This window comes from Mycobacterium europaeum (assembly GCF_002102155.1).
Lineage (GTDB): Bacteria > Actinomycetota > Actinomycetes > Mycobacteriales > Mycobacteriaceae > Mycobacterium > Mycobacterium europaeum.
In genome coordinates, this window is sequence record NZ_LQOU01000021.1 from 87,815 (window position 1) to 112,957 (window position 25,143).

At 68.9% G+C, this 25,143-nt stretch carries 17 protein-coding genes; 8 read left to right on the plus strand and 9 right to left on the minus strand.

What is annotated here, in order from left to right; translation table 11 throughout:
* Nucleotides 1–28: 28 nt before the first annotated feature.
* The 4 genes from AWC03_RS11195 to AWC03_RS11210 all read right to left on the minus strand — a co-directional run bounded on the left by AWC03_RS11195 (nucleotide 29) and on the right by AWC03_RS11210 (nucleotide 10,610).
* Nucleotides 29–3,979, minus strand: coding sequence for a DNA-directed RNA polymerase subunit beta' (locus tag AWC03_RS11195; RefSeq protein ID WP_085240545.1), 3,951 nt, complete (start codon nucleotides 3,977–3,979; stop codon nucleotides 29–31).
* 40 nt (nucleotides 3,980–4,019) lie between these two features.
* Entirely contained in the window at nucleotides 4,020–7,541 is a 3,522-nt protein-coding gene (gene rpoB, locus AWC03_RS11200; RefSeq protein ID WP_090421541.1) for a DNA-directed RNA polymerase subunit beta, read from the minus strand.
* A 392-nt stretch (nucleotides 7,542–7,933) separates the two neighbouring features.
* Nucleotides 7,934–8,944, minus strand: a complete 1,011-nt coding sequence (locus AWC03_RS11205) for an ABC transporter ATP-binding protein (protein ID WP_068061608.1) — start codon at nucleotides 8,942–8,944, stop codon at nucleotides 7,934–7,936.
* A gap of 169 nt (nucleotides 8,945–9,113) precedes the next feature.
* A complete protein-coding gene (locus AWC03_RS11210) occupies nucleotides 9,114–10,610 on the minus strand; it encodes a carotenoid oxygenase family protein (protein WP_085240547.1) in 1,497 nt (498 codons plus the stop codon).
* A 62-nt stretch (nucleotides 10,611–10,672) separates the two neighbouring features.
* On the opposite strand from AWC03_RS11210, the gene AWC03_RS11215 reads away from it, so the two are divergent.
* A complete protein-coding gene (locus AWC03_RS11215) occupies nucleotides 10,673–11,383 on the plus strand; it encodes a TetR/AcrR family transcriptional regulator (protein ID WP_420845664.1) in 711 nt (236 codons plus the stop codon).
* A gap of 53 nt (nucleotides 11,384–11,436) precedes the next feature.
* Here the strand turns inward: AWC03_RS11215 and rplL are convergent, their stop codons facing one another.
* From rplL to AWC03_RS11245, 5 genes are all read right to left on the minus strand, one after another.
* A complete protein-coding gene (gene rplL, locus AWC03_RS11220; RefSeq protein ID WP_083073979.1) occupies nucleotides 11,437–11,829 on the minus strand; it encodes a 50S ribosomal protein L7/L12 in 393 nt (130 codons plus the stop codon).
* A gap of 36 nt (nucleotides 11,830–11,865) precedes the next feature.
* Nucleotides 11,866–12,489 (minus strand): 50S ribosomal protein L10, encoded by a 624-nt coding sequence (gene rplJ, locus AWC03_RS11225; RefSeq protein ID WP_085240548.1) that lies wholly within the window; start codon nucleotides 12,487–12,489, stop codon nucleotides 11,866–11,868.
* A 260-nt stretch (nucleotides 12,490–12,749) separates the two neighbouring features.
* Complete coding sequence (locus AWC03_RS11235) at nucleotides 12,750–13,655, minus strand: ROK family protein (RefSeq protein ID WP_085240550.1); 906 nt, start codon at nucleotides 13,653–13,655, stop codon at nucleotides 12,750–12,752.
* Between the two features lie 5 nt (nucleotides 13,656–13,660).
* Nucleotides 13,661–14,272: a DUF7158 domain-containing protein gene (locus AWC03_RS11240; RefSeq protein ID WP_085240551.1), complete on the minus strand. Its 612-nt coding sequence runs from the start codon at nucleotides 14,270–14,272 to the stop codon at nucleotides 13,661–13,663.
* Nucleotides 14,269–18,450 (minus strand): glycoside hydrolase family 38 N-terminal domain-containing protein, encoded by a 4,182-nt coding sequence (locus tag AWC03_RS11245; protein ID WP_085240552.1) that lies wholly within the window; start codon nucleotides 18,448–18,450, stop codon nucleotides 14,269–14,271. Before AWC03_RS11245 ends, AWC03_RS11240 begins: the two co-directional genes overlap by 4 nt.
* A 59-nt stretch (nucleotides 18,451–18,509) precedes the next feature.
* Here AWC03_RS11245 and AWC03_RS11250 point away from each other — a divergent pair, with 59 nt between their 5' ends.
* The 7 genes from AWC03_RS11250 (at nucleotide 18,510) to AWC03_RS11280 (ending at nucleotide 25,141) form a co-directional block, all read left to right on the plus strand.
* On the plus strand, nucleotides 18,510–19,094 hold the full coding sequence (locus AWC03_RS11250) for a DinB family protein (protein WP_085240619.1): 585 nt from the start codon (nucleotides 18,510–18,512) through the stop codon (nucleotides 19,092–19,094).
* A gap of 40 nt (nucleotides 19,095–19,134) precedes the next feature.
* Nucleotides 19,135–20,481: an ABC1 kinase family protein gene (locus AWC03_RS11255; protein WP_211279224.1), complete on the plus strand. Its 1,347-nt coding sequence runs from the start codon at nucleotides 19,135–19,137 to the stop codon at nucleotides 20,479–20,481.
* A complete protein-coding gene (locus AWC03_RS11260) occupies nucleotides 20,481–21,386 on the plus strand; it encodes an alpha/beta fold hydrolase (protein WP_085240553.1) in 906 nt (301 codons plus the stop codon). Before AWC03_RS11255 ends, AWC03_RS11260 begins: the two co-directional genes overlap by 1 nt.
* Before the next feature lie 85 nt (nucleotides 21,387–21,471).
* Nucleotides 21,472–22,332: a cyclopropane mycolic acid synthase family methyltransferase gene (locus AWC03_RS11265; RefSeq protein WP_085240554.1), complete on the plus strand. Its 861-nt coding sequence runs from the start codon at nucleotides 21,472–21,474 to the stop codon at nucleotides 22,330–22,332.
* A 150-nt stretch (nucleotides 22,333–22,482) separates the two neighbouring features.
* The gene (locus tag AWC03_RS11270; RefSeq protein WP_085240555.1) at nucleotides 22,483–23,364 is read left to right on the plus strand and encodes a cyclopropane mycolic acid synthase family methyltransferase; all 882 of its coding nucleotides are present in this window, start codon (nucleotides 22,483–22,485) and stop codon (nucleotides 23,362–23,364) included.
* A gap of 81 nt (nucleotides 23,365–23,445) precedes the next feature.
* Nucleotides 23,446–24,342, plus strand: a complete 897-nt coding sequence (gene mmaA4 / locus AWC03_RS11275; RefSeq protein ID WP_085240621.1) for a hydroxymycolate synthase MmaA4 — start codon at nucleotides 23,446–23,448, stop codon at nucleotides 24,340–24,342.
* Nucleotides 24,343–24,442: 100 nt separating this feature from the next.
* A complete protein-coding gene (locus AWC03_RS11280) occupies nucleotides 24,443–25,141 on the plus strand; it encodes a YciI family protein (protein WP_085240622.1) in 699 nt (232 codons plus the stop codon).
* Nucleotides 25,142–25,143 lie beyond the last annotated feature (2 nt).

A 25,143-nucleotide genomic window follows, 5' to 3' on the forward strand; every position in this document is an offset into this window, starting at 1 on the left:
ACGGGGCGGGGGCTTTTTCCCTGAGTGACTAGCGGTAGTCGCTGTAGCCGTAGTCGTCCAGCGGAACCGCGGCACCGGTCGCCTGGCCGAAGTCCGGGCTGTAGTACTGATCCTCGTAGGACGGGATCGTGTACGCGGCGGCCCGGGCCTCCTCGGTCGGCTGCACCTGGATGTTGCGGTACCGGTTGATCCCGGTACCGGCCGGGATCAGCTTTCCGATGATCACGTTCTCCTTCAGACCGTTGAGCTTGTCGCTGCGGCAGTTGATGGCCGCATCGGTCAGCACTCGCGTGGTCTCCTGGAACGACGCCGCGGACAGCCACGAGTCGGTGGCCAGCGACGCCTTCGTGATACCCATCAACACCGGGCGGCCGGCGGCGGGCTCGCCACCCTCGGCCACCACCCGACGGTTCTCCGCCTCGAACTCCGCGCGGTCGATCAGCGATCCGGGCAGGAACTCCGTCGCGCCCGAGTCGATGATGGTGACGCGGCGCAGCATCTGGCGAACGATCACCTCGATGTGCTTGTCGTGGATCGACACACCCTGGGCGCGGTAGACCTCCTGGACCTCGCGGACCAGGTGGATCTGCACCTCGCGGGGGCCCTGCACGCGCAGCACCTCGTGCGGGTCGGCCGAGCCTTCCATCAGCTGCTGGCCCACCTCGACGTGGTCGCCGTCGGACAGCACCCGCTCGGAGCCGTCCTCGTGCTTGAACACCCGCAGCCGCTGGCGCTTGGAGAGCTTGTCGTACACGACCTCCTCGCTCCCGTCGTCGGGAACGATGGTGATCTTGTAGAAGCGCTCACCCTCCTCCAGCTGCACCCGCCCGGTGACGTCGGCGATCGGCGCCTTGCCGCGGGGCACCCGGGCCTCGAACAGCTCCTGCACCCGGGGCAGACCGCCGGTGATGTCCTCACCGACACCACCCTGGTGGAAGGTACGCATGGTCAGCTGCGTGCCGGGCTCACCGATGGACTGGGCCGCGACGATACCGACGGCCTCGCCGATGTCGACCAGCTTTCCGGTCGCCATGGACCGCCCGTAGCAGGTGGCGCACACGCCGGTGCCCGTGGTGCAGGTCAGCACCGAGCGCACCTTGACCTGGGTGATGCCCGCCGCCAGCAGCGCGTCGATCTCCGGGTCACCCAGATCCTCGCCACGCGCGACGACGACGTTACCGGCCTCGTCCACCGCGTCGGCGCCCAAAGTCCGCGCGTACGCCGAGGTTTCGATGTACGGGTCGCGGATCAGGGTGCCGTCGGGCTGACGCTCGGCCAGCTCGACGATGATGCCCCGCTCCGTCTCGCAGTCGTGCTCGCGGACGATGACGTCCTGGCTCACGTCCACCAGACGACGGGTCAGGTACCCGGAGTCGGCGGTACGCAACGCGGTGTCCGCCAGGCCCTTTCGAGCGCCGTGGGTGTTGATGAAGTACTCCAGCACGGTCAGGCCCTCGCGGAACGACGACTTGACCGGACGCGGGATGAACTCGCCCTTGGGGTTGGTCACCAGGCCCTTCATGCCGGCCAGGGTCCGGGTCTGGGTGAAGTTACCCGTGGCGCCCGAGTCGACGATCGTGATGATCGGGTTGTCGGCGGGGTAGTGCTCGCGGAGCGCCTGACCGACCTCGTCGGTGGCTTCCTTCCAGATCTCGACCAGGGCCTCGTTGCGCTCGTCATGGTTCAAAGCACCGCGCTGGAACTGCTTTTCGACCTTCTCCGCCCGCTCCTCGTAGTGGTCGAGGATCTCCTTCTTGCGCGGGGGAACCAGCACGTCGGCCATCGACACGGTGACACCGCTGCGGGTGGCCCAGTAGAAACCGGCGTCCTTGAGCTTGTCGACGGTCTGCGCGACCACGATCATCGGGTAGCGCTCGGCCAGGTCGTTGATGATGGCGGCCTGCACCTTCTTGTGCATCTGCTTGTTCACGAACGGGTAGCCGTGCGGCAGCAGCTCGTTGAACAGCACCCGGCCCAGGGTGGTGTCGGCCATCCAGGCGTCGCCGGGCTGCCAGCCGTTGGCACCGAACAGCTCGGCCTCGATCTCGGCGGGCGGACGCAGCTGCGTCAGCCGCACCTTGATCTTGGCCCGCACCGACAGCACGCCGCGGTCGGCGGCCATGATCGCCTCGGCCGGCGAGGAGTACACGCCGACCTCCGGCTGGTCCTTAGCGGCGGGTGCGTACTCGCCCTTGTCGCCGGCGACCTCGGTGGTCAGGAAGTACAACCCGGTCACCATGTCCAGTCGCGGCATGGCCAGCGGGCGACCCGAGGCCGGCGACAGGATGTTGTTCGAGGACAACATCAGGATGCGCGCCTCGGCCTGCGCCTCGGCGGACAGCGGCAGGTGCACGGCCATCTGGTCACCGTCGAAGTCGGCGTTGAACGCCTCACACACCAACGGGTGCAGCTGAATCGCCTTGCCCTCCACCAGCATCGGCTCGAAGGCCTGGATGCCCAGCCGGTGCAGGGTGGGTGCACGGTTCAGCAGCACCGGGTGCTCGGCGATGACCTCTTCGAGGACGTCCCACACCTGGGGGCGCTGCCGTTCCACCATGCGCTTGGCGCTCTTGATGTTCTGCGCGTGGTTGAGGTCGACGAGCCGCTTCATCACGAAGGGCTTGAACAGCTCGAGCGCCATCAGCTTGGGCAGGCCGCACTGGTGCAGCTTGAGCTGCGGGCCGACCACGATGACCGAACGGCCCGAGTAGTCGACGCGCTTACCGAGCAGGTTCTGCCGGAACCGGCCCTGCTTGCCCTTGAGCAGATCCGACAGCGACTTCAGCGGACGGTTGCCCGGCCCGGTCACCGGGCGGCCGCGGCGGCCGTTGTCGAACAGCGCGTCGACGGACTCCTGCAGCATCCGCTTCTCGTTGTTGACGATGATCTCCGGCGCGCCGAGATCGATCAGCCTCTTGAGCCGGTTGTTGCGGTTGATCACCCGGCGGTACAGGTCGTTCAGGTCGCTGGTGGCGAACCGGCCACCGTCCAGCTGCACCATCGGGCGCAACTCCGGCGGGATCACCGGGACGGCGTCGAGCACCATGCCCATCGGCGAGTTGCCCGACTGCTGGAAGGCGGCGACCACCTTCAGCCGCTTCAGCGCGCGAAGCTTCTTCTGCCCCTTGCCGTTTCGGATGACGTCACGCAGCTGCTCGGCCTCGGCGTCGATGTCGAAGTTCTCGATGAGCTTCTGGATCGACTCCGCGCCCATGGCGCCGGTGAAGTACTCGCCGTAACGGTCGACGAGCTCGCGGTAGAGGTTCTCGTCGACGATCAGCTGCTTGGGGGCCAGCTTGGTGAAGGTGCTCCAGATGTCCTCCAGCCGGTCCAGCTCGCGCTGGGCGCGGTCGCGGAGCTGACGCATCTCCCGCTCGCCGCCGTCGCGAACCTTGCGGCGGGCGTCGGCCTTGGCTCCCTCGGCCTCCAGCTCGGCCAGGTCGGCCTCCAGCTTCTGCGCGCGGGCCTCCAGGTCGGCGTCGCGCTGGTCCTCGACGGCCTTGCGCTCCACCATCATTTCGGCCTCGAGCGTGGACAGCTCGTTGTGCCGCATCTCGTCGTCGACCGACGTGATCACGTACGCCGCGAAGTAGATGATCTTCTCGAGATCCTTCGGGGCGAGGTCGAGCAGGTAACCGAGCCGGCTCGGCACACCCTTGAAGTACCAGATGTGGGTGACCGGTGCGGCGAGCTCGATGTGGCCCATCCGCTCGCGGCGCACCTTGGCGCGGGTCACCTCGACGCCGCAGCGCTCACAGATGATGCCCTTGAAGCGGACGCGCTTGTACTTGCCGCAGTAGCACTCCCAGTCGCGAGTCGGTCCGAAGATCTTCTCGCAGAACAGGCCGTCCTTCTCCGGCTTGAGCGTGCGGTAGTTGATCGTCTCCGGCTTCTTGACCTCGCCGTACGACCATTGCCTGATGTCCTCCGCGGTGGCCAGGCCGATACGGAGTTCATCGAAGAAGTTGACGTCTAACACGTAACTTCCTTTCCCCTTGCGGGATTAGTGACTAACTGAATTAAGCAAGATCCTCAACGGAGGCGGATTCGTTGCGGGACAAGTTGATTCCCAGGTTGGCCGCGGCCCGCTCCAGGTCCTCGTCCTCGCCTTCGCGCAGCTCGATCGCCGCGCCGTCGCTGGAGAGCACCTCGACGTTCAGGCACAGCGACTGCAGCTCCTTGAGCAGCACCTTGAACGACTCGGGGATGCCCGGCTCCGGGATGTTCTCGCCCTTGACGATCGCCTCGTACACCTTGACCCGGCCGACCGTGTCGTCGGACTTGATGGTCAACAGCTCCTGCAGCGTGTACGCGGCGCCGTAGGCCTGCATGGCCCAGCACTCCATCTCACCGAACCGCTGGCCACCGAACTGCGCCTTACCACCCAGCGGCTGCTGGGTGATCATCGAGTACGGGCCGGTGGAGCGGGCGTGGATCTTGTCGTCCACCAGGTGGTGCAGCTTCATGATGTACATGTAGCCGACCGTCACCGGGTACGGGAACGGCTCACCGCTGCGGCCGTCGAAGAGCACCGCCTTGCCGTCGCCGTCGACCATGACCTCGCCGTCGCGGTTGGGCAGCGTGCACGACAGCATGCCCTGCAGCTCCTCCTCCTTCGCGCCGTCGAACACCGGCGTCGACACGATCTGGTTCGGCTGCGCGTGCAGCAGACCCTCGGGGAGGTTGGCCGCCCATTCGGGTGAACCCTCGATGTTCCAGCCGGACTTGGCCACCCAACCGAGGTGGGTCTCCAGGATCTGGCCGATGTTCATCCGTCGGGGCACACCGTGGGTGTTCAGGATGATGTCCACCGGGGTCCCGTCCGGCAGGAACGGCATGTCCTCCTGCGGCAGGATCTTGCCGATCACGCCCTTGTTGCCGTGCCGGCCGGCGAGCTTGTCGCCGTCGGAGATCTTCCGCTTCTGGGCCACGTACACGCGGACCAGCTCGTTGACCCCGGCCGGCAGCTCGTCGTCGTCCTCGCGGGAGAACACCCGGATGCCGATGACCTTGCCGGACTCGCCGTGCGGCACCTTCAGCGAGGTGTCGCGGACCTCGCGGGCCTTCTCACCGAAGATCGCCCGCAGCAGCCGCTCCTCCGGGGTCAGCTCGGTCTCACCCTTCGGGGTGACCTTGCCGACCAGGATGTCGCCGTCGCGAACCTCGGCGCCGATGCGGACGATGCCGCGCTCGTCGAGGTCGGCGAGCACCTCGTCGGAGACGTTCGGGATGTCCCGGGTGATCTCCTCGGCGCCCAGCTTGGTGTCGCGGGCGTCGATCTCGTGCTCCTCGATGTGGATCGAGGTGAGCACGTCCTCCTCAACCAGGCGGTTGGAGAGGATGATCGCGTCCTCGTAGTTGTGGCCCTCCCACGGCATGATCGCCACGAGCAGGTTCTTGCCGAGCGCCATCTCACCGTTCTCGGTGCACGGCCCGTCGGCGATCACCTGGCCGGCCTCGACCCGGTCGCCGGCGTCCACGATCGGCGACTGGTTGGCACAGGTGCCGTGGTTGGAACGCTCGAACTTGCGCATCCGGTAGGTCTGCCGGGTGCCGTCGTCGGCCATCACGGTGACGTAGTCGGCGGACACCTCCTCGATCACGCCGGCCTTGTCGGCGACGACCACGTCGCCGGCGTCGATCGCCGCGCGCAGCTCCATCCCGGTGCCCACCAGCGGCGCCTCGCTGCGGACCAGCGGAACCGCCTGGCGCTGCATGTTGGCGCCCATCAGGGCACGGTTGGCGTCGTCGTGCTCGAGGAACGGGATCATCGCGGTCGCCACCGACACCATCTGGCGCGGCGAGACGTCCATGTAGTCCACCTCGGACGACGGCACGTACTCGACCTCGCCCGCCTTGCGGCGGACCAGGACGCGCGGCTCGACGAACCGGCCGCTGGAGTCGATCGGCGAGTTGGCCTGCGCCACGACGTGGCGGTCCTCCTCGTCGGCGGTCAGGTAGTGGATCTCGTCGGTGACGACGCCATCCACCACCTTGCGGTAGGGCGTCTCGATGAAGCCGAACGGGTTGACCCGGGCGTACACCGACAGCGAGCCGATCAGACCGATGTTGGGACCCTCGGGGGTCTCGATCGGGCACATCCGGCCGTAGTGCGACGGGTGGACGTCGCGGACCTCCAGCCCGGCCCGCTCACGGGACAGACCACCGGGGCCCAGCGCCGACAGGCGGCGCTTGTGGGTCAGCCCCGACAGCGGGTTGTTCTGGTCCATGAACTGCGACAGCTGGCTGGTGCCGAAGAACTCCTTGATCGCGGCGACCACCGGGCGGATGTTGATCAGCGTCTGCGGCGTGATGGCCTCGACGTCCTGGGTGGTCATCCGCTCGCGGACGACCCGCTCCATCCGGGACATGCCGACCCGGATCTGGTTCTGGATCAATTCGCCCACGGTGCGCAGCCGGCGGTTGCCGAAGTGGTCGATGTCGTCGGTCTCCACCGGCACCTCGATGCCGCCGGGGACAGTCATCACAGCGGGCTGGCCATCCGTACGGGCGTGGTGCAGGCGCACCAGGTACTCGATGGTCGCGACGACGTCTTCCTCGGTCAGGGTCGACGACGTGATCGGCTCGCCCGCGTGCAGGCCCAGCTTCTTGTTGACCTTGTAGCGGCCGACGCGGGCCAGGTCGTAGCGCTTCTCCTTGAAGAACAGGTTCTCCAACAGCGTCTGCGCGGACTCCTTGGTCGGCGGTTCGCCCGGCCGCAGCTTGCGGTAGATGTCCAGCAGCGCCTCGTCGGTGCCGGCGGTGTTGTCCTTTTCCAGCGTCCCCATCATGATCTCGGAGAAGCCGAACCGCTCGTGGATCTGCTCGTTGGTCCAGCCGAGCGCCTTGAGCAGGACGGTGACCGGCTGGCGGCGCTTGCGGTCGATGCGCACGCCGACGGTGTCGCGCTTGTCGACGTCGAACTCCAGCCACGCACCGCGGCTGGGGATCACCTTGACGCTGTGCAGCAGCTTCTCGGTGGACTTGTCGATGGTCTCGTCGAAGTACACGCCGGGCGAGCGCACCAGCTGGCTGACGACCACACGCTCGGTGCCGTTGATGATGAAGGTGCCCTTCTCCGTCATCATCGGGAAGTCACCCATGAACACCGTCTGGCTCTTGATCTCGCCGGTGTTGTTGTTGATGAACTCGGCCGTGACGAACAGCGGGGCCGCGTACGTCATGTCCTTGTCTTTGCACTCCTCGACCGGCGCCTTGACCTCGTCGAAGCGCGGGTCGGAGAACGACAGCGACATCGAGCCGGAGAAGTCCTCGATCGGCGAGAGCTCATAGAGCACCTCTTCGAGGCCGCCGACCGGTTGGGGCTCGCCACGCTCGGCGGCGGCCGCACGCCACCGCGGCGAGCCGATCAACCAATCGAAGGAATCGATCTGCACGTCGAGCAGGCCGGGAACCTCGAGCGGTTCGCGGAGCTTGGCAAAGGACACTCGGTTGGGCGCCCCGGGCACGGAGCCGTTTAAGGAACTTCCATTAGAGGAACTCTGTGGGCGATCCGTTTTGCTCTGGCGAGAATCAGCCAAGATGCATCCTTCCAGCACCTCGTGCGACTCACGAAAACCGGAACCCGGTCTGTTCGCCGCGAATTGTGTCGGTTAGGCCGGCGAACGATCTGTCCGAATCTCACGCGCACAACTAAAGAACTAAGCCGCTAGAGGGGGCTCAGGCTTAGACCACAGTGTCAAGTGGCGGGTGAGGTGGGCAGGAGGTAGCCAGCGCAACGTCCAACAATAGCGTAGGACCGCGCATTCCTCAACTGCCCAGCACAGGCAATCCAGGGACATCGGCGCTGGCTGGCATCTCGACTTTCCACTGGATACATGCTGCCCAACAGACTGACCCGTTTACGGCCCGTCGTCAAGAGGGCGGGCCGCCGAGTTACGCGAAGTTATCGCGAAACTCGCGGGCCGGCCTCCTAGTCGCCGACCTCGTGCGGCCGGTACTTGTGGGTTCCCTCCATGTCGTCGAGGATCGCGGCCTGCGCCTTCTGCGGCAGGGTGTGCAGGATCTCGCGCACTCGCGCCTGGCGCCGGGCGACGGCCTTGCGCTCCGGCATGCCCGGCGAGGCGACGATCTGCGGCGGCACCCCCTCGATCTCCTCCACACCACCGGCGTGCTGCCCGGCTTCGAGGGCGGCCTGCTCTTCGGCCATGGTCGACTCGTCCTTTTCCTCCGACATGCCGATCGGGCCGATGCGGCGGCCGTTGAGGAACTGCCGCACGACCGGCTCGTCACTGGTCAGCAGCACCTCGCGCGGGCCGAACATGACGAGCTTGCGGCGGAAGAGCATGCCCATGTTGTCCGGGACGGTGCGGGCGATGTTGATGTTGTGCGTGACGATCAGGACGGTGGCGTCGATCTGGGCGTTGATGTCGAGGATCAGCTGGCTCAGGTAGGCGGTGCGAACGGGGTCCAGACCGGAGTCGGGCTCGTCGCAGAGGATGATCTGCGGGTCCATCACCAGGGCACGGGCCAGGCTGGCGCGCTTGCGCATACCGCCGGAGATCTCGCCGGGGAACTTCTTCTCGTCGCCGCCCAGACCCACCATGGTCAGCTTCTCCATGACGATGTCACGGATCTCGCCTTCCTTCTTCTTGGTGTGCTCGCGCAGCGGGAAGGCGGCGTTGTCGAAGAGGTTCATCGAGCCGAACAGCGCGCCGTCCTGGAACATCACGCCGAACAGCGTGCGGATCTCGTAGAGCTCCTTGGCCGAGCACTGCAGGATGTCGGTGCCGTCGATGACGACCGAGCCGCGCTCCGGCCGCAGCAGGCCGATCAAGGACTTCAGGAACACCGATTTGCCGGTACCCGACGGCCCCAGCAGGACGCTGACCTCGCCGGCGGGGATCTCTAGCGTCACGTCTTCCCAAATCCTGGATGACCCGAAGGACTTCGTGAGGCCGTTCACTTCAATCGCGACACCCATGGGAGATCCTTCCGTCGACGCTCAAGCCCGCCACCTGCCCTTTTATGTGGCATGAGTCACTGTAGCGCACGCTTGCTGCGCGGCATCAGGGTTGCATGGGACAGCTGGCAAAAATTGGCTGACCCGAGATCCCGCCGCCCCCGGCGGGGGGTGTTCTATTCAACGCGCGTTAGCCAGTGGGCGCCCAGTTCCCATGGAAACCCATCGGCACCCGCTGCGGCAGGTGCACGGTGGCCACCGACTCGAGCGTCGCGGCGTCCAGCAACACCAGCCGGCCTTCGTCACGGCCGCGGTGATAGCCGTAGCCCATCAGGACCCCGTCGTCCTCGGAGCGGGAGCCGGGGTTGGGCACGAAGGACATCTCACCGAGCAAAAGGTCGGGGTCCAGCGGCGCGACCGCGCGGCCGCCGGTCGCGTAGTCGTGCTTGTAGAGCGCGGAGGCGCCGCCGGAGAAGTACGCCCCGACGGTGTAGCCGAACCGGTGCGGCCCGCCCAGCAACTCCTCGTTGATCCGCGGAAATTCCTGCGGCTGATCGTCGCGGCATTCGGCGCCCACCGCGCCGGTCGACAGGTTGATGGTCCACCGGTCCAGCGTCGGCGGCGTCTCGCCGGGCCCGCGCCGGTCGCGCTCGAACATCCGCGAATAGCGCACCACGTCGAGCACCAAGACCTCGCCTCCGTCCCGCATCTCGGAGTAGGCGTTGAGCGGGTGGTACACGTAGCAGGGCTCGATGTCGAACCAGCGGACCGGGGCGTTTCCGGCGGCGTTATCGCCGGTCTCGCGGGGCATGACGCCGATCCGCGCCGGGTAGCCCGGGTTCCAGGCGTACGGCATCCGGTCGGAGTGCTTCGGGTTCCGGTTCATCATCGCGTTGACCGGGCTCGGTACCCTGACGCGTCCGATCAGCGACTGCATCACCAGCCGGGCCGGCATCGACAGCCAGCGGGGCATGGTCACCGGCAGCACCTGCCCCGGGTCGAAAGTCACCGGCAGGTCGTAGATGACGACGTATTTCTCGGTCAGCGAGAAGTCGTGCATCATCGGCGACCCCGACACCTCGATGTCGACCGTGCGGCGGGCGCGCCCCCGGGTGTCGATCACCGAGTACTGCACGGTCCGCCCGCGGGCGAATGAGTAAGAGACGGCGTGCAATTCGCCGGTGCGCGGGTCGCGGTGCGGATGAGCGGTGTAGCCGCCGGCCAGCGTGCCGTCGAAGTCACACGTCCCGACGGTGTCCAGCTCGTCGGTCAGCTCGTAATTGGCCACCCCGCCCTCGACGAGCGCCAGCGTGCGCCCGGCGTGGGTCAGCACGTTGGTGTTGGCGCCCAGCGAGAGCATGCCCGCCCGCGGATCGAGCCGCCCCGGTGGCGGCTCGCCCAGGGCGCCGCACACCGACAGGCTGCGCACCCAGCGGTTGCGGTACCACCGGGCCCGGCCGTCGCGCAGCGCCACGCCGTGCACCATGCCGTCGCCGCTGAACCAGTGGTACGTGGCCGGGTCGACCTCTTCGGCCGGGTTGGGCCCGTTGCGCAGATAGCGCCCGTCGAGGTGCTCCGGGATGTGCCCGGTGACGCGCAGTTCGGTCGCGGTCACCTCGGCGCCCACCGGCGCCAGCAGGCCCTCCAAATAGGGGTTGCCGGTTTCGGCGGTTTGCACGGACGTCATGTCTGAGCTCCTATAACATTGATATGACGTTGTTATAGGGACCGTACGCCGTGGATGGGAAGATGGCAACGATGACTTCGGAAACGACGCCGCGCACGACGCCGGCCGAACAGCGCAGTGTCCGCGAAGAGATGCTGTCCGCCGCGGTCGGCCTGCTGCACGAGCACGGCCCCGATGCGCTGCAGACCCGCAAGGTGGCCGGCGCCGCCGGAACCTCGACGATGGCGGTGTACACCCATTTCGGCGGGATGCGGGGCCTGATCGCCGAGGTGGCCGCGGAAGGGTTGCGGCAGTTCGACGCCGCGCTGACCGTGCCGCAGACCGCCGACCCCGTCGCCGACCTGTTCGCTACCGGCGCGGCCTACCGCCGCTACGCCATCAAGCACCCGCACATGTACCGGCTGATGTTCGGCAGCACCAGCGCGCACGGCATCAACGCGCCGACCGGCAACGTGCTGACCCTGACGGTCGCCGAGATCGACCAGCACATTCCCAGCTTCGCGCACGTGGTGCGCGGTGTGCATCGGTGCATGCTGGCGGGCCGGATCAGCGCCGGCTCGGCGGACGACGACGCGGCCGTGGTGGCCACCGCCGCGCAGTTCTGGGCGTTGACCCACGGGTTCGTGATGCTGGAGCTGGCCGGCTACTACGGCCACGACGGGGCCGCGGTGCTGCCGCTACTCGCCTCGATGAATTCGAATCTGCTGGTGGCGCTTGGCGATTCGCCCGAGCGGGTGGCGCAATCCGTGCGGTCGGCGATGCTGGCGGGCTGAACACGCGCAAACCCCCGGGGCCGCGGCGCGGTCCCGGGGGTTTGCGTGTGGTGCTACTTGACGGTGACGGTGGCGCCGGCGGCCTCCAGCTTGGCCTTGGCCTCCTCGGCGGCCTCCTTGGCGACCTTCTCCAGCAGCGGCTTGGGCGCGCCGTCGACCAGGTCCTTGGCCTCCTTGAGGCCCAGGCCGGAGACGATCTCGCGGACGACCTTGATCACGCCGATCTTCTTGTCGCCGGCGGCCTCGAGGATGACGTCGAACTCGGACTGCTCCTCGGCGGCCTCGGCGGGCGCGCCACCGGCGGCCGGGCCGGCCGCGGCGACGGCGACCGGAGCGGCCGCGGTGACCTCGAAGGTCTCCTCGAACTTCTTGACGAAGTCGGAGAGCTCCAAGAGGGTCATTTCCTTGAAGGCGTCGAGCAGGTCGTCGGTGGACATTTTCGCCATGGTGTGTGGGTCCTTCCTAATTTCGGCGGTTGGGGGTTATTCGGCTTCGGCCGGGGTTTCCGGGGCCTCGGTGGGTGTCTCCGAAGCTGGTTCTGGGGCCGGCTCGGCGGCGGGCGCCGCCTCCGCGGCGGGTGCCGCAGGCGCTTCGGCGGCCTTCTTCTCCTGCAGCGCGGCCGCGAGGCGGGCGACCTGCGAGGCGGGGGCGTTGAACAGGCCGGCCGCCTTGGCGAGGTTGCCCTTCATCGCGCCGGCCAGCTTGGCCAGCAGCACCTCGCGCGACTCCAGGTCGGCGATGCGCTCCACCTCGGCGACCGTCAGCGCGCGGCCGTCCATGTAGCCGCCCTTGATGACCAGCGCCTTGTTGTCCTTGGCGAAGGTCTTGATGGCCTTGGCGGCGTCCACCGGTTCCCCGGTGACGAACGCGATCGCGGTGGGCCCGGCGAACAGCTCGTCGAGACCTTCCACGCCCGCCTCGGACGCCGCCCGCTTGATCAGCGTGTTCTTGGCCACCGAGTAGGTGGCCGATCCGCTGAGCGACCGGCGCAGCTCGGCCAGGTTGGCCACGGTCAGACCGCGGTACTCGGTGATCAGGGTCGCGGTCGCCTCCCTGAACTGCTCGGCGATGTCTGCAACGGCGGTGGCTTTGTCAGCCCTGGCCATGCGTACCTCCTGAAGTGAAAGCCATGCGACGTGTCGTCTGCGATCACCAAAGGCACGCCTGAAAACGAAGTACGCCCCGGCGCAGGATGCGGCCGGGGCGTGAAAAGACGCCGGCACATGCCGGCGCTGCTGCCTCGTCCTCCTGCGTGGGCCGCCGGGATGCTCCCGGACCTTCGACCGATTTCTCGGTGACCGACGGTCTTCGGTGGATCGGCCACCAGGATAGCCCGGCCCGGCCCTGTCGACCAAAACGCGGTCAGTTACAGGGTGGCGAGCCGGGCGGCGCCGACCAGCCCGGCGGAGTCGCCGAGTTCGGCGGGCACCACCCGCAGGCCGGCCAGAAAGTCCAGCCTGGCGTATTCGGCCAGCTTCTCCCGCAGCGGTTCGAAGAGCAGGCGACCGGAGTTAGCCACGCCGCCCCCGATGACGACGAGATCGAGGTCGCAGACCGCGCCGACCGAGGCGATCATGGCCGCGAGCGCGGTGGTCCCCCGGCGGAATGCCCGCTCCGCCAGCGGATCCCCGCCCGCCGCGGCGGCAGCCAGGTCCCGGGCTCCGGCGCCGGGCGGCGCGGACCAACCGTTGGCCCGCGCCCAGCGCACCATCGACGGCCCGGACGCGATGGCCTCGACGCAGCCGCGGCCGCCGCAGGTGCAGGGCGGGCCGCCGTCCTCCACCACCACGTGCCCGACGTGACCCGCGTTGCCGGTGCGGCCGGTGTAGGGGACACCGCCGAGCACCAGCCCGCCGCCCACGCCGGTGGACACCACCATGCCGAGCAGGAAGTCCGCGCCGCGGCCCGCGCCGCGCCAGTGCTCCCCCAGTGCCATGCACAGGCCGTCGCCGCCGAGCCGAACGGGCACGCCGGGAACCGCGGCCGCCACCCGGTCGCGCAGCGGGAAGCCCCGCCAGCCTTTGATGTTGATGGGGCTGGCGGTTCCCTCGCGCAGGTCGATGGGCCCGGCCGAGCCGATGCCGACCGCGGTGACCGCGCCGTCGGCCGCGTGCAGCGCGTCGGCGATCGTCGCGTCGACCGCGCCCCAGACCTGCTCGGCCGCGGCGCCGCTCGGCGTGGGCCGGATGACGGTGTGCACCAGCACGCCGTCGGGGTCGGCGAGGCCGGCGGCGATCTTGGTGCCGCCGATGTCCAGGCAGAGGGTGAGCATCGCGATCAGTGCCGGTGGACGTTGTCGGGTTGGCGGGGGTCGCCGGGATGCTCGTAGCCCGGGGCGAGGCGCACCAACTCGGCGCGCCGCGCGTCCAGCCACACCCGGAAGGCGCGTCGGCGCGCGGCGCCCCGCAGATGGCCCGCGATCGCGCACCGCACGTCCTCCAGCGGCGGCCCCGCCGGCGCCGGGGCGTGCCAGCCGTGCCGGTCGCGGCGCCGCGCGGCGAATCGGAGCGGGTTGCGGGCGTGGTAGGCGGCCACCTCCTCGTCGGTGACCCTCACCGCGGCGGTGACGTCGGCGAACAGCGCCCGCGCGCGCGGGTCGGCCAGCACCGCCGCGGCCACGCTGCCGAGCTCCAGCCGGGCCGTAACGTCGGGCAGCAGCTCTGCCTCGCCCGGCGCGCCCCGCCCCGTCAGGCCACGCGCGTCGGCCTCGGCCGCGACCACCCGCTCGGTGACGATCAGCTGGGTCAGCCAGCGCCGCAGCTGGCGGCCCTCCCCGGTGCCGCCGGCCGGCAACGCGGCCGCGCCGGGTCCGCCGCGCAGCCGCGCCTCGGCCGCGTCGACCTCGTCGACACCGACCGGAACCCCGGCAACCGTCGCGACCACGCTCATGTCACGGTCACCCGCACGGCCGGGGTGTACAGCAGCCGGCCGGCGCAGCCGACCCGGATCAGGGCCCACCACTGGCCGGGTTCCAGCCAGGCCAGCGGGCGCACGTCGAAGCCGAGGTCCGCGGCGCCCCCGGCCGGCAGCACCGCGCCCACCGCTGCGGGACCCAGCCATTCCCACGTACCCCACGGGCTGATCAGGTGCGCCTCCAGCGCCAGGTCCGCCCCGGCGTGGCTGCCGACCCGGACGGTCAGCGCCGCCGTGTCGCCGGCGCTCACCTCGACGTCGGCCGGGCCTTCGAGCAAAGAGAGCAGCTCCGGGCCGGCGGGCGAGCCGACCTCGATGACGCACACGTCCTCGACGACCTGGCGCCACGCCGCCGGGATCCCGTCCCCGGCGAGGCGAAGCTGAGCGCGGACCGGGTACCGGCCGGGGCCGGCGGCGGCGGGCACCGCCACCGCCACGTCGGCCTCGCGGTAATCACCGCCGCGCAGGGTGACGGGCAGCTCGTCGGGCTTGGCCGACCAGCCCTCGGGGCAGAGCAGGGTGACCGTTGCGGTCAGGGTGGCATCGCTGCAGTCGCTGGCCGCGGTGAGCCGCACGGTCACCTCGCCGCCCGGTTCGGCGCTCGCGTGCGCGGGGTGCAGATGGGCGATGGCCGGCAGCCCGCCGAGCGGCGCGGGCCCGCGGTTGTGCAGCCAGTAGCGCGCGTAGAGCGGCTGGGCGGCTTCGGCGTGCGGGGCCGCCGCGCCGGACACCGTCGCCGCGCCGGGCGCCTCGAGCCGCGCCAGCACCGTGGCCACCTGGTAGCCGTGCAGGTCGAGCGGGCGGTGGCCGTCCCGTGGCGCCTCGAGGAGGTCGGCGTCACGGAAGCCGCCGACCCGGGCGACGTCCGAGCCGATCACCACGCCGGCCCCCGCCCCCGTCGTCTCCACCAGGCGCAGCGCCACCTCGCGCGGGTCGACCGGCCGGGCGCTGCCGGCCGTCAGCGGGTTGCCGGCCGCCTTGAGGGCGGCCAGCTGCACCCGGTCGGCGGGCTCGACGCGCAACAGCGACCCCGACGGGGGCAGCGTGCCGGCCGCCCGCCCGGAGACACACGCGCGCAGCGGGTGGGAGAACTGCGCGCTGCGGGCGCAGATGTCGGCGCGCCGCCAGTCCCCCGCATCCGCGACCAGCGCGTAGTCGAAGGCGTGGGTCCAGTGCTGGAGCTGGAAATTCGAGCCGTCCGGTGCGGTGCGGCGCGGTTCGTCGATCCAGACACCCGACGGCCAACCGGTACAGGACCGCAGCAGCGCGGTGTGCAGGGTGCCCTCGGTGTCGACGGCGAAGCTGGGCACCCCCCGGTTGAGCAACGCGACGGTGCGGTCCTGGTAGTCGTCGCCGCCCGCCGGCGGCCGCTGGGTCACGATCACCTCGGCGTCGCCCAGATCCTCGGCCACCGACGCGATCGCGGCGGCCAGGCTTTCGTCGTCGCGGCCGGCGATCAGCAGCACCGGCAAAGCCCGTACCGCGCGCAGGTCCGCACCGGGCACCCACACCGCGGCCAGCGGCGTGGCGGCCGGCACCCAGACCCGGGCCTGGCCCGTCGCCGCCAACTGGCGGTCCAGCTCCTCGGCATACACCGGATCGGCGTGCGCCAGCACGTCCCGGGTGAAGGCGTTGCGGCCCGGCCCGCCCAGCGCGATGCGCGCGTCGGGCAGGTTGGAATCGACCTCGAGGTGGCCGTAGCGCGGCTTGTCCGCCCCGCTGCAGGTGGCCGTCACCCCGGCGCGGACCAGCGCGACCATCAGGCCTCGGGCCAGCGGCGCCGACACCGCCTCGTCCGGCGCCACCACCTCGGCCACCGAGATCGCCCGCACGGCTTGGCTGTGCGGCGGGCCCACCCGCACCCGGGCGGCCGACGACAGGCCGAACCAGCCGTAGGCCGGGTTGTCCAGCGTCCAGGGGTGCTGCGCGGTGTCCACCGACTCGGGCGCCCCACCGGGCGGGTGCAGCAGCGCGAAGCCCCGGCCGACGACGGCGTCACCCACCTCGCTGACCGGCATCGCGCCCGGCACCGGGCACGGCCACCGCAGCCGCACCAGGCGGTCCGCCCCGGTGAATTCGTCGATCGTGGTGCGGCAGTCCACCCTCGGCACCCCGCGCCACAGGGTCAGGGTTTGGGTGTAGCGCAGCAGCGCGCCGACCCGCCCGCTGACGACGATCCGCTGCCCGAGCGGGCCGTGGTAGGCGCGCGCCCGGGCCGGGAAGTCCGACGAGCACACCACCGGCCCCTTGGGCAGCAGGTGCCACGGGCCCTCGGACTGCGTCGGGTGCGCCGCGTATTCCTCGTAGACCGCTAGCTCGTTGCCCACCCGGCCGGGGGCGATCAGCTCGCGGCCGTCCCGCAGCAGGGACACGACTCCCCCGCCACGCGCCGGGTCGACGGTGACGCGGTAGTGCTCGTTGGCGATCGCCGAACCGGGCAGCGGTTCCCAGCCGGCCGATTCGGCGGCGGGGACCAGCCGGTAGGCCCGCCAACCCATCGACGGCACGTCGCGCGCCAGCCAGGTGACCGACCGGCCGCCGTGCTCGACGTGCGCGGGCACCTCGGCACCGTCCGCGTCCAGCACCCTGACGCCCGCGGCCGGCGGCGGGTCGAGCCGCGCGGTGACGATGTCGGTGCGCCGCTGGGCCAGCGGGTTCCACACCACGACGTCGCCGCCGACCGCGTCGGACAGCAGCGTCAGCGAGGCGTCGCGGGTCGCGCGACCCAGCTCCCACGCGTCGCGCCAGCCGGTCAGCAGGTCGAGGTAGACCTGGTCGGATTCGGAGCCGGTGATCCCGTCGTGGTGCGCCCCGTACGCCAGCTGCACCCACGCCTTGGCCAGCGCCGCCTGCGGGTACTCGGCGCCGGCCAGCAACCCGGCGAACACGGCGAACCGCTCGGCCTGAAGCACCGCGTTCTCCGCGGCCCGGTTGGCCTGTTTGGTGTCGATGTACGACACGTCCTTGCCCGTGTAGATCGGGTTCATGTCGCGGGTCTGCGGCGACGGCGCGCGGCCGTGCCCGGCCAGTTCGGCGCGCACGGCCGCGAAGAACTCCCGCGGCAGCGCACACACGAAGCGCGGCCAGGTGTAGCGCGCGGCCCAGTCGCGGTGGATGGCGGTGACCCACTTGTTCGGCGGCGTGTAGTCGGTGCCGACGGGCAGCAGCACGTTGCGCGTCAGCGCGACCTTCTTGAGCTGATCGAAGAGCGCCAGCGTGGCGTCCTCGGCCTCGGCCAGCGAGGTCGACGAGTCCATCCACCAGCCCGCCGAGTAGTGCGCGGGCATGTAGTGGGTGAGCAGGCCGCGGCCCGACGGCGCGATCCACTCGAACTCGCTGCTGAATTGCATCCGCTCGACGTCCCCGTCGCCCAGCGCCGGGCCCCACTGGTGGTGCGGGCCGCGGGCCCACGAGCTCGAGGTCAGCCCGGCGTCCGCGGCCAGCCCGGGGAACTGCGGGTCGTGGCCGAAGACGTCCAGCTGCCAGGCGGTGGCCGGGTCGGCGCCCAGGACTTCACGCTGAAAGCCCATGCCGTGCACCAGGTTCCGGATCGTTGTTTCCGGGCTGGTGAGGTTGGTGTTGGGTTCGTTGTACGTGCCGCCCATCACCTCGACGCGGCCCTGCGCGATGAACCGGCGCAGGTCGGCGCGGTCCTCGGGGCGGGTGTCCCAGTAGGGCTTGAGGTAGTCGACCTCGGCCAGCACGAACTTGTACTCGGGCTCGCGGCGGGCCATCTCCAGGTGGGCGTGCACCAGCTCGAAGCCGTTGGCCTGGCGGGCGCGCCCCGGCGGGTCCTCGGTCCACTCGCTGGTGTAGGCGCCCTGGGTGTTCCACCAGACCGGGTCGTAGTGGAAGTGGCTGACCATGAACATGGTCCAGCCGGGCTCGGCCACGACGAACTCGAACGGCTCGGCGGCGCCGGCGGCCAGCACCCGCGCCGCGCGCCGCTGCCCGACGACCGGGCGGTCCACCCGGACGGGAACCTCGACGACCTCGTCGCCGACCGCGGCGACCCCCTCCCCGCGCAAGCCGTCCCCTTCGACGCGGACCGGCGTCGGCCCGGCCGCTCCGGAGATCACGACGCGGACGACCTGCGAAGGCGCGTCCGGCGGCCCGACGAAAAGCTGAGTCGAGTCCGCCGAAACCAGCTGCATCCCCGCACCTTACGACCCGGGGGACCTAATATCCGAGAATGCCCGCTCTCGCCCGGCCCGTGGCCGACGAACGCAGTGCCCTGCGCGAATTCCTGCGGTTTCATCAGAGCGCCTACTTCGCCGTCAGCCACGGCCTCACCGACGAGCAGGCCCGGTCCAGCCCTTCGGTCAGTGCGCTGTCGATCGGCGGGCTCATCAAGCACGCCACCGGGATGCAGCGCAGCTGGATGGCGCGGGTCGCCGCCGCGCCGGGCGCCCCGCCGAAGGACCCCCGCCCGTTCGAGCAGATCACCAGGGAGTTCGCCGACCAGCACGTGATGCGGCCCGACGAGACGCTGGACGGGCTGCTGCGGGCGTTCGGGGAACAGAACGCGACGTCGCTGCGGCTGGTCGAGACCGCGGACCTCGACGCCGCGGTGCCGGTGCCACAGGACATCCCCTGGTTTCCCAAGGATCAGGAGGCCTGGTCGGTGCGCTGGGTGATCCTGCACGTGATCAACGAGTTGGCCCGGCACGCCGGGCACGCCGACATCATCCGCGAAACCATCGACGGCGCCACCATGTACGAGCTGATCGCGGCCCTCGAGGGCTGGGCGATCCAGGGCTGGGTGCAGCCCTGGAACGGCGGGGAGCGGCCCGGCTAGAGAATTGGGCCTGACTGCGCCGATTTGGCAGACTGCTGGGATGAGTTCCACCAAGCATCGAGAGGTGGCCAGGCTGGACCGGGTGCCGCTGCCGGTCGAAGCGGCCCGGGTGGTCGTCACCGGTTGGCAGGTCACCCGCACCGCCGCCCGCGTCGTCACCAAGCTGCCGGGCAGGGGCCCGTTGCAGCAGAAGGTGATCAAGCAGCTCCCGCAGACCTTCGCCGACCTCGGTCCGACGTACGTGAAATTCGGCCAGATCATCGCCTCGAGCCCCGGGGCGTTCGGCGAATCCCTGTCCCGCGAGTTCCGCGGCCTGCTCGACCGGGTTCCGCCCGCGGACACCGACGAGGTGCACAAGCTGTTCGTCGAGGAGCTCGGCGGCGACCCCGCCGAGCTGTTCGCCAAGTGGGAAGAGGAGCCGTTCGCGTCGGCGTCCATCGCCCAGGTGCACTACGCGACGCTGCACACCGGCGAAGAGGTGGTCGTCAAGATTCAGCGCCCGGGCATCCGCCGCCGGGTCGCCGCCGACCTGCAGATCCTCAAGCGCTTCGCCCAGGCCGTCGAACTGGCCAAGCTGGGCCGCCGGCTCTCGGCGCAAGACGTGGTCGCCGACTTCTCCGACAACCTGGCCGAGGAGCTGAACTTCCGGCTCGAGGCGCAGTCGATGGAGGCGTGGGTGTCGCACCTGCACGCCTCCCCGCTGGGCCGCAACATCCGGGTGCCGCAGGTGTTCTGGGACTTCACCAGCGACCGGGTGCTGACGATGGAGCGGGTGCACGGCATCCGCATCGACGACGTCGCCGCCATCCGCAAGGCCGGGTTCGACGGCACCGAGCTGGTCAAGGCGCTGCTGTTCAGCCTGTTCGAGGGCGGGCTGCGGCACGGGCTGTTCCACGGCGACCTGCACGCCGGCAACCTCTACGTCGACGATCAGGGCCGCATCGTGTTCTTCGACTTCGGCATCATGGGCCGCATCGATCCGCGTACCCGCTGGCTGCTGCGCGAGCTGGTGTACGCGCTGCTGGTCAAGAAGGACCACGCCGCGGCGGGCAAGATCGTGGTGCTGATGGGCGCCGTCGGCACCATGAAGCCCGAGGCCCAGGCCGCCAAGGACCTGGAGCGCTTCGCCACCCCGCTGACCATGCAGACGCTCGGCGACATGTCCTATGCCGACATCGGGCGGCAGCTGTCGGCCCTGGCCGACGCGTACGACGTCAAGCTGCCCCGCGAGCTGGTGCTGATCGGCAAGCAGTTCCTCTACGTCGAGCGGTACATGAAACTGCTCGCCCCCAAGTGGCAGATGATGTCCGACCCGCAACTGACCGGCTACTTCGCCAACTTCATGGTCGAGGTCAGCCGCGAGCACTCCTCCGACATCGAGGTCTGATGCAGGTCCGCACCGGCAACGCCATATCCGGCGACCTCAAGCTGTACTACGAGGACATGGGCGACATCGACGACCCACCCGTGCTGCTCATCATGGGGCTGGGCGCCCAGTTGCTGCTGTGGCGCACGGCGTTCTGCGAGCAGTTGGTCGGCCACGGGCTGCGCGTCATCCGCTACGACAACCGCGACGTCGGCCTGTCGAGCAAGACCCGGCACCGCAGCTCGGGGCAGCCGCTGCTGGCCCGGCTGGCGCGCTCCTGGCTGGGCCTGCCCAGCCGGGCGGCGTACACGCTCGAGGACATGGCCGACGACGCCGCGGCCGTACTCGATCACCTCGGCATCGCAGACGCGCACATCGTCGGCGCGTCCATGGGCGGCATGATCGCCCAGATTTTCGCCGGACGGTTCCACGAGCGGACGAAGACGCTCGCGGTCATCTTCTCCAGCAACAATTCGGCCTTTCTGCCGCCGCCGGCCCCGCGCGCGTTGCTGGCGCTCCTGAAGGGCCCGCCGCCGGGTTCGCCGCGCGAGGTGATCCTCGACAACGCGGTGCGCGTCGGCAACATCATCGGCAGCCCGCGCTACCGGGTGCCGGAAGAGCAGGCGCGGGCCGAGGCCGCCGAGGGCTACGACCGCAACTACTACCCGCAAGGCGTCGCGAGGCATTTCGGCGCGGTGCTGGGCAGCGGGAGCCTGCGCCGGTACAACCGCCGCACGGTCGCGCCCACCGTGGTGATCCACGGCCGGGCGGACAAGCTGATGCGGCCCTTCGGCGGCCGCGCGGTGGCCAGGGCCATCGACGGCGCTCGATTGGTGTTATTCGACGGGATGGGACATGATCTGCCACAGCAGTTGTGGGACCACGTGATCGGTGTGCTGACGAGCAACTTCGCCCAAGCGACCTGAGCAAAAACACTCGAAAGAAACGCTTCCCCTGCGATCTCAGCTCATCTCGCGGGGTTGTACGGTTGTCGAAGGAGGTGGGGTACCAATGACCAAGTTGAAGCCGTATTACGAAGAGTCGCAGGCGACCTACGACATTTCAGACGACTTCTTCGCGCTATTCCTCGACCCCAACATGGTTTACACCTGCGCCTACTTCGACAACGACGAGATGACGTTGGAAGAGGCCCAGATCGCCAAGCTCGATCTGGCGCTGGACAAGCTGAACCTCGAGCCGGGAATGACGGTGCTGGATGTCGGGTGCGGCTGGGGCGGGGCCGTGGTCCGGGCGCTGGAGAAATACGACGTGAGTGTCATCGGCATCACGCTCAGCCGCAACCACTACGCGCGCACCAAAGCCCGGCTGGCCGCGATCCCGACAACACGGCGGGCAGAGGCCCGGCTGCAGGGTTGGGAAGAGTTCGACGAGCACGTCGATCGAATCATGAGCTTCGAGGCCTTCGACGCCTTCAAGAAGGAGCGTTGGCCGGCGTTCTGGGACTGGGCCTACAAGACCCTCCCCGACGACAGCCGGATGCTGATGCACAGCATCTTCACGTATCCGCAGTCGGAGTGGAAGCAGCGCGGCGTCCAGATCACGATGTCAGATCTGCGTTTCTTCCACTTCCTCGGCAAGGAGATCTTTCCCGGCGGGCAGATGTGCGGTGAGCCCGATATCGTCAACAACGCGCAAACCAGCGGTTTCTCGGTCGAGCAGATCCAATATCTTCAGCCGCATTACGCACGGACCCTCGACATGTGGGCGGCCAATCTGGAGGCCAATCGCGAACGCGCCATCGCCATCCAGTCCCAAGAGGTCTACGACCGCTTCACGCGCTATCTGACCGGCTGCGCGGACCTGTTCCGCAAGGGCATCTCCAACGTGGCGCAGTACACGCTGACCAAATAACACCTGGCGCCTCGCGTCGCGGTCGGCGCATGGAGAAAAAGCCGACCCGCAAAAACTCCCACTCGCGCGCAAATGCGCCGTTTTCGATCCCAGGGGAGTAGCCTCCCCCACGGATGGGCACCCATATGGTGGACGTCCTGGGGAGGGTATATGTCTGACAACCCGGCCAACGCTGTTCGTACGCGGTCCAATTTCGACGACGTACAGGCGCACTACGACCTCTCGAACGAATTCTTCGCGCTCTTTGTGGATCCGACCCGCACCTACAGCTGCGCGTATTTCCCCCGCGAGGGCATGACCTTGCACGAAGCGCAGCTCGCCAAGCTCGACCTGACCCTGGACAAGCTCGGGCTCCAGCCGGGGATGACCCTGCTCGACGTCGGCTGCGGCTGGGGTTCGGGGCTGAAGCGCGCCGTCGAGCGCTACGACGTCAACGTCGTCGGCCTGACTCTGTCCAGGAATCAACACGCCTATTGCCAGCAGGTGCTCGACGCGATGGACAGCGAGCGGTCACGGCGGGTGCTGCTGCGCGACTGGGCCGAGTTCGACGAACCGGTGGACCGGATCCTCGTCATCGAAGCGTTGGAGCACTTCGGTTTTCACCGCTACGACGACTTCTTCAAGTTCACCTACGAAGCCCTGCCCGACGACGGCGTGATGCTGCTGCACTCGATCACCGGGCTGCACGTCAAGCAGGTGATGGAGCGCGGCATCCCGTTGACGATGGAGATGGCGAAATTCATGAGGTTCATCGTCACCGACATCTTCCCGGGCGGCCGGCTGCCGATGATCGAGACGGTCGAGGAGCACGCGACGAAAGTCGGGTTCAGGGTGACCCGCATCCAGTCCCTGCAGTCGGACTTCGCCAAGACCCTGGACTTGTGGTCCGAGGCGCTGAAGGCCCACAGGGACGAGGCCGTCGCCATTCAGCCCGAAGCGGTCTACGAGCGCTACATGAAGTACCTGACCGGCTGCGCAAAGGTGTTCCGCATGGGCTATGTCGACTGCAACCAATTCACGCTGGAAAAGTAGAGTTGGGTATCGTTGCCCGTCACACCCGAAGTAAGTCCGCTGGATTGCGCAGTGAACTTCATCCAGGAGAACCAGACGAAAATGGCTGATCAACCGGCTAGCCCGACGAAGACGCGGACGGCTCCCGAGGACATTCAGGCGCACTACGACGTCTCCGACGACTTTTTCGCCCTGTTCCAGGATCCGACCCGGACCTACAGCTGCGCCTACTTCGAGCGTGACGACATGACGCTGGAAGAGGCGCAATACGCCAAGGTCGACCTGAACCTGGACAAGCTGGACCTCAAGCCCGGCATGACGCTGCTGGACATCGGCTGCGGCTGGGGCACCACGATGAAGCGCGCCGTCGAGCGGTTCGACGTCAACGTGATCGGCCTGACGCTGTCCAAGAACCAGCACGCCCGCTGCGAGGAGCTGCTGGCCTCGATCGACAGCGACCGTTCGCGTGAGGTGCGCCTGCAGAACTGGGAGGACTTCAGCGAACCGGTCGACCGGATCGTGTCGATCGAGGCCTTCGAGCACTTCGGGCACGAGAACTACGACGACTTCTTCAAGCGGTGCTACGACATCATGCCCGCCGACGGCCGGATGACCGTCCAGAGCAGCGTGAGCTACCACCCCTACGAACTGGCGGCCCGCGGCAAGAAGCTGACCTTCGATACGGCCCGGTTCATCAAGTTCATCGTCACCGAGATCTTCCCGGGCGGCCGCCTGCCGTCGACGCAGATGATGGTCGACCACGGCGAGAAGGCCGGTTTCATTGTGCCCGAACCGATTTCGCTTCGTCCGCACTACATCAAGACGCTGCGCATCTGGGGCGACAACCTGGAGGCCAATAAGGACAAGGCCATCGAGGTCACCTCCGCAGAGGTCTACAACCGCTACATCAAGTACCTGCGCGGCTGCGAGCACTACTTCACCGAAGAAATGCTCGACGTCAGCCTGGTGACCTACCTCAAGCCGGGAGCGGCCGCCTAGGTTTTCTAGGCGGGCTGTGTCGGATCGGCGATGCGCCGTTCGTCACATAGGTAGAGAGTGGAGCGCAGGGCTTCGCTCAAAACCGGAGGTGACGACGACCATGCAATACCTGGCACTGTTGGTGAACGGCGAGCGCGATATGACTCCCGACGAGCGGGCGGCCGCGATGACCGCATACCAGAACTTCCACACAAAGGCCGGCCCGGCCATCCGCACCGGCGACGCGCTGCGGCCGGCGGCAACCGCGGTGCGCATCACCGGGGGGCCCGACGCGCCGGTGGTCACCGACGGCCCCTTCGCCGAAGGCGCCGAGGTGGCGGGCGGCTACTACGTGCTGGAGGCCGACAACCTCGACGAGGCGCTGGCGCTCGCTCGCGACATCCCGGCCGCGCAGTTCGGCGCCGTCGAGATCTGGCCGGTGGTCCACTCCATCGAACCGTCCCGCAAGCTCACCGGCAACGACTGGCTGGCGCTGCTGCTCGAGCCCCCGGCATCGGCGCACACACCCGGAAGCCCGGAATGGGAGGCCGTGGCGGCGCGTCACGCCGATCTGCACGCGGCTGCGGGCGACCACATCATCGGCGGGGCCGCGTTGCACGACCGCTCCACCGCCACGACGGTGCGGGTGCGCGACGGCGAGGTCCTGATCACCGACGGCCCGTACGTGGAAGGCGCCGAGATCGCCACCGGGATCTACTTCCTTGCCGGCGCCGACCGCGACGAGGCCGTCAAGCTGGCGTCGATGATCCCCGCGTCCACCGTGCAGCTGCGACAGCTGGCCGGGGTCTCGGGGCTCTAAAG

Coding starts and splice junctions, on each gene's coding strand:
- AWC03_RS11265 (WP_085240554.1), top strand. CDS start 21,472: ATGACCAAGTTGAAGCCGTATTACGAAGAGTCGCAGGCGACCTACGAC.
- AWC03_RS11210 (WP_085240547.1), bottom strand. CDS start 10,610: ATGACGTCCGTGCAAACCGCCGAAACCGGCAACCCCTATTTGGAGGGC.
- AWC03_RS11255 (WP_211279224.1), top strand. CDS start 19,135: ATGAGTTCCACCAAGCATCGAGAGGTGGCCAGGCTGGACCGGGTGCCG.
- AWC03_RS11260 (WP_085240553.1), top strand. CDS start 20,481: ATGCAGGTCCGCACCGGCAACGCCATATCCGGCGACCTCAAGCTGTAC.
- AWC03_RS11280 (WP_085240622.1), top strand. CDS start 24,443: ATGCAATACCTGGCACTGTTGGTGAACGGCGAGCGCGATATGACTCCC.
- AWC03_RS11205 (WP_068061608.1), bottom strand. CDS start 8,944: ATGGGTGTCGCGATTGAAGTGAACGGCCTCACGAAGTCCTTCGGGTCA.
- AWC03_RS11245 (WP_085240552.1), bottom strand. CDS start 18,450: ATGCAGCTGGTTTCGGCGGACTCGACTCAGCTTTTCGTCGGGCCGCCG.
- mmaA4 (WP_085240621.1), top strand. CDS start 23,446: ATGGCTGATCAACCGGCTAGCCCGACGAAGACGCGGACGGCTCCCGAG.
- rplJ (WP_085240548.1), bottom strand. CDS start 12,489: ATGGCCAGGGCTGACAAAGCCACCGCCGTTGCAGACATCGCCGAGCAG.
- AWC03_RS11235 (WP_085240550.1), bottom strand. CDS start 13,655: ATGCTCACCCTCTGCCTGGACATCGGCGGCACCAAGATCGCCGCCGGC.
- AWC03_RS11215 (WP_420845664.1), top strand. CDS start 10,673: ATGGCAACGATGACTTCGGAAACGACGCCGCGCACGACGCCGGCCGAA.
- rplL (WP_083073979.1), bottom strand. CDS start 11,829: ATGGCGAAAATGTCCACCGACGACCTGCTCGACGCCTTCAAGGAAATG.
- AWC03_RS11270 (WP_085240555.1), top strand. CDS start 22,483: ATGTCTGACAACCCGGCCAACGCTGTTCGTACGCGGTCCAATTTCGAC.
- AWC03_RS11240 (WP_085240551.1), bottom strand. CDS start 14,272: ATGAGCGTGGTCGCGACGGTTGCCGGGGTTCCGGTCGGTGTCGACGAG.